Genomic DNA, 13,355 nt, shown 5'->3' on the forward strand with positions numbered 1-13,355 from the left:
GCCGCACAATTCAACACTTGTCAATAAGGCTTCACGCAAAGGTTGTTGAGTGGTCACGTGCAACGAATTCTCTACCCGCCGGTAAGGCATACGCTCGACACATGCGCCGAGCGAAGATCGTCTGCACATTGGGACCCGCAACCGACTCGTACGACCAGATCAAGGCACTGGTCGAAGCCGGAATGGACGTCGCCCGCTTCAACCTCAGCCATGGCAGCCACGCCGACCACGAGGAGCGCTACCAGCGCGTACGCAAGGCGTGCGAGGAGACCGGCCGCAGCGTCGGAGTCCTCGCCGACCTTCAGGGCCCGAAGATCCGACTCGGCCGTTTCACCGAAGGACCCGTACTCCTTGAACGCGGGGACACCTTCACCATCACCGTGGAAGAAGGCGTCGAAGGAGACGGCCAGACCTGCGGAACCACCTATGCCGGTCTCGCCTCCGACGTCATCGCCGGTGAACGCATCCTCGTCGACGACGGCAAGGTGTGCCTGGAGGTCACGTCCGTCGACGGCCCCCGGGTTCACACGACGGTCGTCGAGGGCGGCATGGTCTCGGACCACAAGGGGCTGAACCTGCCGGGCGTCGCCGTCTCCGTCCCCGCGCTCTCCAAGAAGGACGAGGACGACCTGCGCTGGGCCCTGCGCACCGGCTTCGACGTCATCGCCCTCTCCTTCGTCCGCAGCGGCCGGGACGTCAAGGACGTCCACCGCATCATGGAGGAGGAGGGCCGCCGCCTCCCCGTCATCGCCAAGGTGGAGAAACCGCAGGCCGTCGAGAACATCGACGAGATCGTGGCGGCTTTCGACGGCATCATGGTGGCGCGTGGCGACCTGGGCGTCGAAATGCCGCTCGAACAGGTGCCCATCGTCCAGAAGCGCGCCATCAAGCTCGCCAAGCGCAACGCCAAGCCCGTCATCGTCGCCACCCAGATGCTCGACTCGATGATCGAGAACTCGCGCCCGACGCGCGCCGAGGCCTCGGACGTCGCGAACGCCGTCATCGACGGCACGGACGCCGTGATGCTCTCCGGCGAGACCAGCGTCGGCAACTACCCCATCGAGACGGTCAGGACGATGGCCCGTATCGTCGAGGCGGCCGAGGAGGACATCCTCGCCAAGGGGCTGCCGGCCCTGACCGAGAACAGCAAACCGCGCACCCAGGGCGGCGCCGTCGCCCGCGCCGCCGCCGAGATCGGCGACTTCCTCGGAGCGAAGTTCCTGGTCGCCTTCACCCAGTCGGGTGACACCGCCCGCCGGCTGTCCCGCTACCGGTCCCCGATCCCGCTCCTCGCCTTCACCCCCGAGCCGGCCACGCACTCCCAGCTGAACCTCACCTGGGGCGTGGAGACCTTCCTGGGTCCGCATGTCGACTCCACGGACGCGATGGTCGAGCAGGTCGACGAGCTGCTGCTGACGTACGGCCGCTGCGAGCGGGGCGACATCGTGGTGATCACGGCGGGCTCGCCGCCCGGGGTGTCGGGCTCGACGAACATGGTCCGGGTCCACCACGTCGGCGAGGACGACAGCCCGAAGTAGGCGGCGCGAACACCGGGGGCCCGCTTTTTGGTGGGGCCCTTGCGTGTCATCAGTACTTGGGGCCGACGTGGGCGTCGAGGAGGGCGACGGAGGCCTTGCGGGCGACGGACACGTTGCGTGCGTTGGCCAGTGTCCACTCGACACCCAACCGGTCCAGAGTGTCCGTGAAGAGCTGGACGATGTCACGGGACAGGTTGGTGAAGAAGTACCGCGGATACTCGTAGCGCCTGCGCTCACCGCGGACGAGCCGGGTGGTCCAGTTGATGGTGCGGCAGCCGTCGGAGTGGATGAGGCCGCGGATGAAATCCCAGGGGTGGGCATCGACGATGTCCTGCTGCCAGGGTTCGAGGACGATGCGGCGCTCGTGCTTCTTGCCGGGGCCGTGCTGGGGGAAGAGGCAGGGCCAGTGCTTGCTGGAGCTGCTGACCGCTACGCAACCCTGTCTCCCGACACGGAAGACGCTGTTCGACGGGCGCACCGCACGCATCGCTTCCTCACATGCGTCGATGATGCCCGGCCAGGCCCTGTCCAGGACCACGCGCAGGAAGTAGACGTCTCTGCGGTGAGGACTGATGCAGCCGTCGCCGAGGTAGAGGCCGAGAAGGTAGGCGTATGCGGCAGGGGCTTCTGGCGGACTCGGGACTTCCTGACACCGGGGACAGGGATGGCCCGCGCGTGGGCCGGCTTCGGTGCGCGTCCGCCAGGAGCGGATCGCAGACCGAGAAATCCCCGTCTCCCTGCTGACGGAGTTCAGACTGCGCCCCTCAGCCACGAGAGCCAGGGCTCGTTTGCGTGTGCCCATGTCGTACATGGGTCCACTCTGTGCGACTGATCATCCTTGTGTGCAGCAAAAAGCGGACGTTCACGAGAAATGAGAACGTCCGCATCTGGATGGCGACCTTGGAATCTTAGGAAAAGTGCCCCGGGTGGGATTCGAACCCACACTGTATGCTGTTTGAGAGCACTGCCTCTACCGGCTGGGCTACCGGGGCCCAACGAATCGAAGGTTGATCCCGACCCGCTGCGTGTCCACCATACCGCAGCTAGGTAGGCTTCTGGGAGCAGTACTTGCCTGCCCCGGAACAAGGAGCCCGAGTGACCGCCTCCGAGTCGCCCCAGCCCGTTGCCGACGACGACAAGTCGCACGTGCCCCCGCTGACGACCCGTGTCGTCATCGCGGAGGACGAGGCGCTCATCCGGCTCGACCTCAAAGAGATGCTCGAGGAGGAGGGCTACAGCGTCGTCGGGGAGGCCGGCGATGGCGAGCAGGCGGTGGAGCTGGCCCGTGAGCACCGGCCCGATCTGGTGATCCTCGACGTGAAGATGCCGAAGCTCGACGGCATCTCGGCGGCCGAGCAGATCGCCGAGGAGCGCATCGCCCCGGTGCTGATGCTGACCGCCTTCTCGCAGCGCGACCTCGTCGAGCGTGCGCGTGACGCCGGGGCCATGGCGTACCTGGTGAAGCCGTTCAGCAAGAGCGACGTCGTTCCGGCGATCGAGATGGCCGTCTCGCGGTTCAACGAGCTGAAGACGCTGGAGCAGGAGGTCGCGGACCTCACCCAGCGGCTGGAGACCCGCAAGCTGGTGGACCGGGCGAAGTCGATCCTGCAGACGGAGTACGGGCTGACCGAGCCGGCCGCCTTCCGCTGGATCCAGAAGACCTCCATGGACCGGCGGATGTCGATGCAGCAGGTCGCCGAGGCGGTCATCCAGGACGCCGAGGAGAAGAAGGCCTCCAAGGACTGAACAGGGCGTACGGCGCGGGGTGTCGCACCGCGCCGTACGCGCGTACCGCATACGGCGAGGCCCGCACCCCGGGCAGGGGGTGCGGGCCTCGCCGTGTGCCGTACGCGGGAGCGGTCAGTCCTCGCCGAGGTACGCCTTCCGTACCGACTCGTCGTGCAGCAGGTCCTGCCCGGAGCCGGAGAGCACGATGTTCCCGACCTCCATGACATGACCGTGGTCGGCGAGCGACAGGGCCGCCTGGGCGTTCTGTTCGACCAGGAGGATCGTCGTGCCCTGGGACTTCAGCTCGGCGACGGTCGCCATGATCTTCTGCATCATGATGGGGGAGAGGCCCATCGACGGCTCGTCGAGCATGAGCAGCTTCGGCTGGGACATCAGGGCCCGGCCCATCGCCAGCATCTGCTGCTCGCCGCCGGAGAGGGTGCCCGCGGCCTGCTTCCTGCGCTCCCCGAGGATGGGGAAGAGGTCGTAGGCCCGCTGGATGTCCTTCTCGATGCCCGGTTTGTCACTGCGCAGGAACGCCCCGAGCCGCAGGTTGTCCTCGATGGTCATGCGGGGGAAGATGTGCCGCCCCTCGGGGGAGTGGGCGAGTCCGAGGGAGACCACCTGGTGGGCGGGGATCTTCTTGAGCGACCTGCCGTTGAACCTGATCTGGCCGCCGACCGGCTTGAGGAGGCCGGAGAGCGTGCGCAGGGTGGTGGTCTTGCCGGCGCCGTTGGTGCCGATGAGGGTGACGATCTCGCCGGCGTCGACCTTGAAGGAGATGCCCTTGACGGCTTCGATCTTGCCGTAGGCGACCCGGAGGTCCTCGACCTCGAGCAGTGCGGTCATCGGTCGTTCTCCTTGCCGGGCGCGGCGTCCGTCGTGGTCTCGGCGTGTGCCTCGGCGGCCTCGACCTCGGCGACCTCTTCGTCGCCGGGGGCGTTCTCGAAGGGTTCTCCGAGGTAGGCGGCGATGACGCGTTCGTCGCCCTGGACGGTCGCGCTGTTGCCCTCGATGAGCTTTTCGCCCTGGACGAGGACGGCGACGCGGTCGCAGAGGTTGAAGATGAAACGCATGTCGTGCTCGATGACGAGGACGGCGATGCCCATGTCGCGGATGGCGAAGACGAGTTCCTCGGTGGTCCGGGTCTCCTGGGGGTTCATGCCGGCGGTGGGCTCGTCGAGGAGGAGCAGGCCGGGTTCGCTGGCGAGGGCGCGGGCGATCTCGAGCTTGCGCTGTTCGCCGTAGGGGAGGTTGCGGGCGAGGTGTTCGGCCTTGTCGGCGAGGCCGACGAACTCCAGGAGTTCCATGGCGCGTTCGCGGGAGGCGGCTTCCGCCCGGTGGAAGCCGGGGCCGCGCAGTACGGCGGACCAGAAGCCTTCTTTGGTGCGGGTGTGGCGGCCGACCAGTACGTTCTCCAGGACCGTCATGTTGGAGAAGAGACGGATGTTCTGGAAGGTGCGGGCGATGCCGGCGGCGGTGACCTTGAAGGACTTGGGCGGCAGGACGTTGCCCTTGTAGCGGACCTCGCCCTCGGTGGGGATGTACAGGCCCGTCAGGCAGTTGAAGAAGGTGGTCTTGCCGGCGCCGTTGGGGCCGATGAGACCGACGATCTCGCCGCTGTTGACGGTGAGGTTGACGTCGTGCACGGCGGTGAGGCCGCCGAAGCGCATGGTGACGCCGCGTGCGTCGAGCACGGCCTCGCCGGGGGCGGTGGCGTCCTGGGTGGTGGTGTCGGTGGTCATGGTGGTCAGGCCCCTGTCGTGCCGAGGACTGTGGGCGCTTCCGCCTCTTCGTGGAATTCCAGCCGGCGACGGCGGTTCGGGATGAGGCCCTCCGGACGGAAGCGCATCAGCAGGATGAGCGCGAGACCGAAGGCGAAGAGCTGGAAGTCGCCGAGGAACTGGAGCTTGTTGGGGATGAGGAAGAGCAGTGCGGCACCGATGAGGGGGCCGCTGATGGTGCCCATGCCGCCGAGGACGACCGCGGCGAGCAGGAAGGCCGAGTTGGGCGGGATGGGGCCGGCGAACAGGTACTGCTCGGGGGTGACCGTGTAGGTGACGTGCGCCTGGACGGTGCCGGCCAGGCCGGCGAGGGAGGCGCCGACGGCGAAGGCGATGAGCTTGACCCGGAAGCCGTTGATGCCCATGGCGAGGGCGGCGGTCTCGTCCTCGCGGATGGCGACCCAGGCGCGGCCGATGCGGGAGTTGCCGCTGCGCCGGAAGACGAGCACGACGACGGCGGTGATGATCAGCATCAGGAAGAAGTAGTTGGCGAAGCGGCCGATGGAGAACCCGGCGATGTCGTGCTGGGCGCCGAAGTCGAAGCCGAGGACGTCGAGGTTCGGGATCGACGCGATGCCGTTGGAGCCGTTGGTGACGTCCGGGCCGGAGGTGCCGTCCAGGTTGTTCGCCGTGATCCGGAAGATCTCACCGAAGCCGAGGGTGACGATGGCGAGGTAGTCGCCGCGCAGGCGCAGGGTGGGGGCGCCGATGAGGACGCCGAACACCAGGGAGGCGGCGGCGCCGATGAGGACGGCGGCCCAGAACGGGAAGTGGACGTGGAAGGGCGAGTTGGGGGAGCCGGAGACCAGGCCCGCGGCGTAGGCGCCGACACCGAGGAAGGCGACGTAACCGAGGTCGAGGAGGCCGGCGAGGCCGACGACGATGTTCAGGCCGAGGGCGACGGTGGCGAAGATGAGGATGTAGACGCCGATGGTCGCGTACTGGTCGTCGGTCTGGGTGAAGGGGAACAGGGCCGCCGCGACGAACGCCCCGCAGATGGTGATGTTCTGGTGGCGTGCGGTGATCTGGGAGGCCTGGCTGATCAGGCCGGCCTTGTTCAGGGCGGCGAAGCCGAAGCCGGCGGTGAGCAGGAAGCCGATGAAGAGTTCGTCGTACTCGGTGCCGATGCCGTAGGTGAAGACGATCAGTCCCAGGGCCAGGATTCCGACGATGATCAGGATCTCGGCGTACGAGGGCAGCTTGCCGAGGGGGCGCGGGGTGCCCGAGGCGAAGGCGGCCTTGATCGTCTCCCACTGGTGGGCGGCCCGGTGTTTGACGTGTTCCCAGGACGTGTCGTCGGGGTCGATGGGGTCGGGTTCGGGCCGCTGGAAGGGCAGGGCCAGGGCGCCGATCAGGGCGGCCAGGCTGGTGACGGCCACGAGGTAGCCGCCGGGTTCGAGGTTGACGAGTCCGCCGAGTTCGACGCTGATGGCCAGGACCGTGTACCAGGCGGTGGCGAAGGTGGTGAGGGCGGCGAACTTGAGGGCGCCGTCGGCGCCGGCGGGGACGAGCCAGCCGAGTCCCTTGATGCCGTAGGAGGCGAGGGCGAACAGGGTGGTGAGGACGCCGCCGATGAGGACGAGGACCTGCAGGCCGCCCGGGTAGCCGTAGACGGTGAGGTCACCGGGGAAGTCGGCGGTCCAGGTCCAGGAGAGGAAGGTGGAGATGATGGTGAGGGCGCCGCCGGCGGTGGCGAGGGCGCGGCCGAGGTGCGGCGGGATGCCGATGAGACCGGACGGGGCGCCTGCGGCGGGGGTGCTCGGGGTGTCGGGTGCGGTGGTCTGTGTGGTCATCGGTGTCACGCCCTGTCCGCGACGCGCTCGCCGAGCAGGCCCTGTGGCCTGAACAGCAGCACGAGGATGAGGAGTACGAACGCCCAGACGTCTGCCCAGGACTGGCTGCCGAACTTCTCCATGCCGGGGAGGTCGGCGATGTAGGCGGTGGCCAGGGTCTCGGCGACACCGAGGACGACGCCGCCGATCATGGCTCCGTAGATGTTGCCGATGCCACCGAGGACGGCCGCGGTGAAGGCCTTGAGGCCGAGGATGAAGCCCATGCGGAAGTCGATCTGACCGTACTTCAGGCCGTAGGCGACACCGCCGATGGCGGCGAAGGCGGCACCGAGGGCGAAGGCGACCACGATGATGCGGTCGGTGTTGACGCCCATGAGCTTGGCGGTGTCGGGGTCCTGGGCGGTGGCCTGCATGCCGCGTCCGGTGCGGGTCTTCATGACGAAGTAGGCGAGGACGGCCATGCTGATGGGGGCCGCGATCAGCAGGAAGATGTCACCGGTCTGGATGGTGATGCTGCCGATGTGGAAGGGGCCTCCGCCGATCTGCGGGAAGGTGCGGGCGGACTTGGCGTCGGGGTACCAGGCCCAGACCGCCTGCTGGAGGGCGAGGGAGAGGCCGATGGCCGTGATGAGGGGGGCCAGCCGGGGTGCGGTGCGCAGGGGCCGGTAGGCGAACCGCTCCGCTCCCACGGCCACGGTGACGGCGACCAGGACGGCGCCGACGAGCATCAGGGGCAGGGCGACCCACATGGAGGTGCCGTCGGGCAGGACGTACGCGTAGACCGTGAGGGCGCCGAACGCTCCGGTCATGAAGATCTCGCCGTGGGCGAAGTTGATGAGCTGGACGATGCCGTACACCATGGTGTAGCCGATGGCGACCAGTCCGTACATGGCTCCTAGTAGCAGGCCGTTGACCAGCTGCTGCGGCAGTTCGTTCACCGCATGTCCTCCGAGACTTTTCGGACGTTCGACGGATGTGGCCGGATGCGAGTCCGCGCGGGGCGCCAGTGGAACAGCGCCCCGCGCGGCTCGTGAGGATGGTGCGGGCGTGGTCAGCCGCTGAAGGTGCCGGACTTGACCGCCGTGAAGACACCGTTCTTGATGGCGTAGACGGTGAGCTGCTTGTTGGTGGCGTCACCGTATTCGTCGAAGGAGACCTTGCCGGTCACACCGTCGAAGGAGACGTTCTGCATGGCGGCGGTGACCTTGGCGCGGGCGTCGGAGGGCAGCTTGCCGCTGTTGTCCTCGACGACCTTCTTCACCGCTTCGATGACCGCCCAGGCGGAGTCGTAGGAGTAGCCGCCGTAGGCGGAGTACTCGTCCTTGTAGCCGGCGGCCTTGTAGTCGGAGATGAACTGCTTGGCGGAGGGGAGGGAATCGACGGGGGCGCCGACCGAGGTGGCGAGGTCGCCGGTGCTCTCGGGGCCGGCCAGCTTGCCGTAGGCGTCGTCCTTGATGCCGTCGCCGCCGACGAGCGGGATCTTGGCACCGGCGGCCTTCAACTGCTTGCTGAGCGGGCCTGCCTGCGGGTACTCGCCGCCGTAGTAGACGACGTCGGCGCCGGAGTTCTTCACCTTGGTGACGACCGCGGAGAAGTCCGTGGTGTCGGGGTTGATGTGCTCCGTGCCGACGACCTTGCCGCCGAGCTTCTTGAACTCTTCGGTGAAGGTGCCGGCGAGGCCCGCGCCGTAGGTCTTCTTGTCGTCGATGACGAAGACCTTCTTCTTCTTGGCGTCGTTGTACACGTACTGGGCGGCGAACGGGCCCTGGATGGCGTCCGTGGTGGCGGTGCGGAAGTACGCCTTGTAGGGACGGACCTTCTTGGTCTGCCAGTCGGCGCCCTGGGTGAGGGCGGGGCCGGTGTTGGCCGGTGAGACCTCGACGAGCTTGGCGTCGTCGAAGACCTTCTGCATCGACTCGGCGACGGAGGAGTTCAGCGGGCCGACGACGCCGAGCACGTTGCTGTCGGCGACGAGCTTGGAGGCGTTCTGCTGGCCCTGGGACGGCTGCTTCTGGTCGTCGAGCGCCTCGATCTTGAAGGTGACGCCCTTGACGTAGTTCTGCTTGTTGGCGTTCTTGACGGCGAGGTCGGCCGAGTTCTTGATGCCGAGGCCCATGGCGGACAGGTCGCCGGTCAGTGGCGCGTCGACTCCGATGGTGACGGTGGTCCCGCCGCCGTTGCCGGAGTCCGAGCCCTTGCCGCTGTCGCGCGAGCCGCAGGCGGTGAGGGTCAGTGCACCTGCCGCCAGCGCGGCGGTGATGGCGATGAGCGAACGTTGACGCACGGTCAGTCCTTTCCCTGGCACGGCCCTCCCCCCTGGAAGTGGCCGAGTCGAGCGCTGGGCCGAAGTGACGTTCAGACCGCGCGGTGACTGGCGGTGACTCTAAGCGCGGGTGGGGAACGTGGAGGAGGGTCTGACCGAGGCTGTGACGTTCTTGTTATGACACGAGGTAATGCAGAGCGGTACCGGAGGGGTGGAACAGTGGAATTCCGACCGATTCGCCCCGTCCGCATAGTGAGAATCCGCAGGACGGTACGGTGCTGCGTTCAGGTGTGTCAGCCGTTTTGGTGATTACCGGAAGCGTTGCCGCAGACGGCGTGCAGGGCCGCGGAGAGATCGTGCGCATAGCGTGAGCCGAGGATGTAGCTGTGGACCTCTATTGCGCGCGTATTACGCAGAGTTACGTCCAGGAAAGGGAGTCCGGCGTTCTCGGGGACTTTTCCGCATTCGGTCACATGCAGGGTTATGGCGATCTTGCGGGCAGAACCCGCCTTTGTATGGAAAGGGGGGCGTGGGGACGTGATCACGGAAAGGCCCGCATAGGGCTGGGCCACACGGATCACGGTGACCGGCGGGCCCGACCGCACGCTCAGCAGCACCGACAGGCCGAAGCTCCGGGGCGGGGCGTTCCGGGGCACGGGCCCCGCGGTCAGGTAGACGACGTCGACGACTTGGGAGGGGTACGGCGGGGGAGGCGGTGGCGGCGGCTTCTGCGGGCGGGCGGCGTAGAGGTAGCCGCCGCCCGCGAGGAGGGCGGCGACCGCCGTCGTCGTGAGGAGCACCAGGCGGTGCCGGCCGTACCACCGGGCGAGGCGTTCACGGGGAGGGGCGGGCGGGGGCGAGAGGCCGGGCTCGTCCCACGCGCGCGTGCCCTCGCCGGGCTCTATGGGACCGACCCCGCTCACTGTCGCGGGCCCTTGCTCGGGCCGCCGGTGCGGTACCGGTCGGCACGGCCCTCGCGCGCCCGACGGACTGTCAACTGCTCTACGGCATCGGCGCCCTGACGCCTTTTCACGGCCCGGTCCGCGACCACGACCGTCCTCAGGACCCCGTACCGCCCGTTGAAGAGCCCCCTCGGCCGATGGTCCCCGCGGGTACCGCCCTCCAGCACCGTGCGGGACCCGTACGCGACGATCCGCGCGCACACCTTTTCGAATTCGAAAGGCGCGGTCCGGGGGGACGCCGAGGCGGACACGGCCGCCTCGGCGCTCCTCGTGCCGGAGGAGCCCGAGGGGGCGCAGCCGGCCGTCGCCGCACCCGCCGGCAGGTCCGGTCCGAGTCGTGCTCCACGCACCGTCAGCCCCGGCCTGGGGGCTTTGCCCGTCGCCATGCCATGACGTTAGGGCGCCGCCGGCTCAGGTTCAACGGCGGTGCGGGCGCCGGTTCAGCCCGCGTCGGGGAGGCGGTCCCCGTCGCCCGGCCGTATGTCGCGCAGAAGGCAGGTCAGGCGGGCCGTGCACACCCTCTTGCCGTCCTCGTCGCTGATCACGATCTCGTACGTCGCCGTCGAGCGCCCCCGGTGGACGGGGGTGGCGACGCCGGTGACCAGGCCGGAGCGCACCCCCCGGTGGTGGGTGCAGTTCAGGTCGACGCCGACGGCGATCTTGGAGCTGCCGCCGTGGAGCATGGAGCCGACCGAGCCGAGGGTCTCGGCGAGCACCGCGGAGGCGCCCCCGTGGAGCAGTCCGTACGGCTGGGTGTTGCCCTCCACGGGCATCGTGCCGACGACCCGCTCCGCGGAGGCCTCGATGATCTGGACGCCCATGCGGGTGCCGAGGTGTCCGGCGGAGAAGAGGGCGGGCAGGTCGACGCCGAGCGCGGCGTACTCGTCGACGACTTCCTGTGGGAACTTCACGGCGTGCTGCTCGCCCATGGGGCACGGCTCCGTTCGTCGGTGATCGGTCACTCGCCTCTGGCTGAGCAGACGCTCAGCCGGTCGCCGATTGTTCCAGGCGCACCACGACGGACTTGCTCACGGGGGTGTTGCTGGTGTCGGCCGTCGCGTCCAGCGGGACCAGGACGTTGGTCTCCGGGTAGTAGGCGGCCGCACAGCCACGGGCCGTGGGGTAGTGCACGACTCGGAAGCCGGGGGCGCGCCGCTCGACGCCGTCCTTCCACTCGCTCACCAGGTCGACGTACGACCCGTCGGCCGCGCCCAGGGCCCGTGCGTCCTCCGGGTTCACCAGCACCACCCGGCGGCCGTTCGTGATGCCCCGGTAGCGGTCGTCGAGGCCGTAGATCGTGGTGTTGTACTGGTCGTGCGAGCGCAGGGTCTGCAGCAGCAGCCGGCCCTCGGGCAGCGCCGGGTACTCCACGGGGGCCGCCGTGAAGTTGGCCTTGCCGGTGGTGGTGGGGAAGCGGCGCTCGTCGCGCGGCGCGTGGGGGAGCGCGAAGCCGCCGGGGCGGGCCACGCGCGTGTTGAAGTGCTCGAAACCGGGGATCACGCGGGCGATGCGGTCGCGGATGGTGGCGTAGTCCTTCTCGAACTCCTCCCATGGCACCGTGCTGCCGTCGCCGAGCACGCGGCGCGCGAGACGGCACACGATGGCCGGCTCGGACAGCAGCTGCGGACTCGCGGGCTCCAGACGGCCACGGGAGGCGTGCACCATGCCCATGGAGTCCTCGACGGTCACGAACTGTGCGCCGCTGCCCTGCAGATCGCGCTCCGTGCGGCCCAGGGCGGGCAGGATCAGCGCACGTGTGCCGGTGACGGCGTGCGAGCGGTTCAGCTTGGTCGACACGTGCACGGTGAGACGGGCCCGGCGTAGGGCCGCCTCGGTCACCTCGGTGTCGGGCGTCGCGGACGCGAAGTTGCCGCCCATCGCGAAGAAGACCTTCGCCTTGCCGTCGCGCAGTGCGCGGATGGCCCGTACGACGTCGTAGCCGTGCACGCGCGGCGGGGCGAACCCGAACTCCTTCTCCAGGGCGTCCAGGAAGGCGGGCTCGGGCCGTTCGAAGATGCCCATCGTGCGGTCGCCCTGCACGTTGGAGTGGCCGCGCACCGGGCACACGCCCGCGCCGGGGCGGCCGATGTCGCCGCGCAGCAGCAGGAAGTTGACGACCTCGCGGAGGGTGGGCACGGCGTGCTTGTGCTGGGTGAGGCCCATGGCCCAGCAGACGATGGTGCGCTTCGAGGCGAGGACCATCCGCAGGGCCTGCTCGATCTCGGCGCGGGTGAGACCGGTCGCGGTGAGCGTCTCGTCCCAGTCGGCGGCGCGCGCGGCCTCGGCGAACTCCTCGAAGCCGTGGGTGTGCTCGCGGACGAACTCCTCGTCGACCGCGCCCTCCGTCTGGAGGATCAGCTTGTTGAGGAGACGGAAGAGGGCCTGGTCGCCGCCGATGCGGATCTGCAGGAACAGATCGGTCAGGGCGACACCCTTGAGGATGCCCTGGGGGGTCTGCGGGTTCTTGAAGCGCTCCAGGCCCGCCTCGGGCAGCGGGTTGACGCTGATGATCTTCGCCCCGTTCGCCTTGGCCTTCTCCAGGGCCGACAGCATGCGCGGGTGGTTGGTGCCGGGGTTCTGCCCGGCCACGATGATCAGCTCGGCCTGGTAGATGTCCTCCAGCAGGACGCTGCCCTTGCCGATGCCGATCGTCTCGGTGAGCGCGGAACCGGACGACTCGTGGCACATGTTGGAGCAGTCGGGCAGGTTGTTGGTGCCCAGCTCGCGGGCGAAGAGCTGGTAGAGGAACGCGGTCTCGTTGCTGGTGCGGCCCGAGGTGTAGAAGACGGCCTCGTCGGGGGAGCCCAGCGCGGCGATCTCCTCGGCGATGATGTCGAAGGCCCGCTCCCAGCTGACCGGCTCGTAGCGGTCCGCCCCCTCGGGGAGGTACATGGGGTGCGTCAGACGCCCCTGCTGGCCCAGCCAGTATCCGCTGCGGGTGGCGAGGTCGGCCACGGGGTGCGCGGCGAAGAACTCCGGGGTGACCCGGCGCAGGGTGGCTTCCTCCGCGACCGCCTTCGCGCCGTTCTCACAGAACTCGGCCGTGTGCCGGTGATCGGGCTCGGGCCAGGCGCAGCCCGGGCAGTCGAAGCCGTTCTTCTGGTTGACGCGGAGGAGGGTGAGGGCGGTGCGGCGCACGCCCATCTGCTGCTGGGCGATGCGCATGGCGTGTTCGACGGCGGGCAGTCCCACCGCCGCGTGTTTCGGTTTGCCGACCTGCGGCGCGTCCTGAACCGGGTCCCCCTTGGGCGCCTTGCTGGCCATCGCGGCCCTCCCCTTCTCCCTGT

Annotated in this window: 12 protein-coding genes and 1 tRNA gene; 2 read left to right on the plus strand and 11 right to left on the minus strand. The window is 68.7% G+C overall.

From position 1 onward, the window contains the following. The first annotated feature begins 101 nt into the window (after window positions 1-101). Window positions 102-1,538 (plus strand): pyruvate kinase, encoded by a 1,437-nt coding sequence (pyk, locus tag ACWD5Q_RS03650; RefSeq protein WP_451425349.1) that lies wholly within the window; start codon window positions 102-104, stop codon window positions 1,536-1,538. 49 nt (window positions 1,539-1,587) lie between these two features. Here pyk and ACWD5Q_RS03655 read toward each other — a convergent pair whose 3' ends face one another. Then, window positions 1,588-2,349, minus strand: a complete 762-nt coding sequence (locus tag ACWD5Q_RS03655; RefSeq protein WP_451425350.1) for a transcriptional regulator — start codon at window positions 2,347-2,349, stop codon at window positions 1,588-1,590. A 107-nt stretch (window positions 2,350-2,456) separates the two neighbouring features. Beyond that, window positions 2,457-2,530, minus strand: a tRNA-Leu gene (locus ACWD5Q_RS03660). A 103-nt stretch (window positions 2,531-2,633) separates the two neighbouring features. Between ACWD5Q_RS03660 and ACWD5Q_RS03665 the strand changes: the two genes are divergently transcribed. Further along, window positions 2,634-3,284, plus strand: a complete 651-nt coding sequence (locus ACWD5Q_RS03665) for an ANTAR domain-containing response regulator (protein ID WP_451425351.1) — start codon at window positions 2,634-2,636, stop codon at window positions 3,282-3,284. Between the two features lie 114 nt (window positions 3,285-3,398). On the opposite strand, the gene ACWD5Q_RS03670 is transcribed toward ACWD5Q_RS03665, so the two are convergent. The 9 genes from ACWD5Q_RS03670 to ACWD5Q_RS03710 all read right to left on the minus strand — a co-directional run bounded on the left by ACWD5Q_RS03670 (window position 3,399) and on the right by ACWD5Q_RS03710 (window position 13,332). Then, window positions 3,399-4,115, minus strand: a complete 717-nt coding sequence (locus tag ACWD5Q_RS03670) for an ABC transporter ATP-binding protein (protein WP_451425352.1) — start codon at window positions 4,113-4,115, stop codon at window positions 3,399-3,401. Then, entirely contained in the window at window positions 4,112-5,011 is a 900-nt protein-coding gene (locus ACWD5Q_RS03675; RefSeq protein WP_451425353.1) for an ABC transporter ATP-binding protein, read from the minus strand. Before ACWD5Q_RS03675 ends, ACWD5Q_RS03670 begins: the two co-directional genes overlap by 4 nt. 5 nt (window positions 5,012-5,016) lie before the next feature. Then, window positions 5,017-6,843, minus strand: coding sequence for a branched-chain amino acid ABC transporter permease (locus tag ACWD5Q_RS03680; protein WP_451425354.1), 1,827 nt, complete (start codon window positions 6,841-6,843; stop codon window positions 5,017-5,019). Between the two features lie 5 nt (window positions 6,844-6,848). Next, window positions 6,849-7,781 (minus strand): branched-chain amino acid ABC transporter permease, encoded by a 933-nt coding sequence (locus ACWD5Q_RS03685; RefSeq protein WP_451425355.1) that lies wholly within the window; start codon window positions 7,779-7,781, stop codon window positions 6,849-6,851. Window positions 7,782-7,894: 113 nt separating this feature from the next. Next, window positions 7,895-9,127, minus strand: a complete 1,233-nt coding sequence (locus ACWD5Q_RS03690) for a branched-chain amino acid ABC transporter substrate-binding protein (protein WP_451425356.1) — start codon at window positions 9,125-9,127, stop codon at window positions 7,895-7,897. Between the two features lie 272 nt (window positions 9,128-9,399). Then, window positions 9,400-10,029 (minus strand): Tat pathway signal sequence domain protein, encoded by a 630-nt coding sequence (locus ACWD5Q_RS03695; protein ID WP_451425357.1) that lies wholly within the window; start codon window positions 10,027-10,029, stop codon window positions 9,400-9,402. Next, window positions 10,026-10,454: a hypothetical protein gene (locus ACWD5Q_RS03700; protein ID WP_451425358.1), complete on the minus strand. Its 429-nt coding sequence runs from the start codon at window positions 10,452-10,454 to the stop codon at window positions 10,026-10,028. Before ACWD5Q_RS03700 ends, ACWD5Q_RS03695 begins: the two co-directional genes overlap by 4 nt. Before the next feature lie 54 nt (window positions 10,455-10,508). Then, on the minus strand, window positions 10,509-10,997 hold the full coding sequence (locus tag ACWD5Q_RS03705; protein ID WP_451425359.1) for a PaaI family thioesterase: 489 nt from the start codon (window positions 10,995-10,997) through the stop codon (window positions 10,509-10,511). A gap of 55 nt (window positions 10,998-11,052) precedes the next feature. Then, the gene (locus ACWD5Q_RS03710; protein WP_451425360.1) at window positions 11,053-13,332 is read right to left on the minus strand and encodes an FdhF/YdeP family oxidoreductase; all 2,280 of its coding nucleotides are present in this window, start codon (window positions 13,330-13,332) and stop codon (window positions 11,053-11,055) included. Between the last annotated feature and the right edge of the window lie 23 nt (window positions 13,333-13,355).

The organism is Streptomyces sp. NPDC002513 (assembly GCF_053595355.1).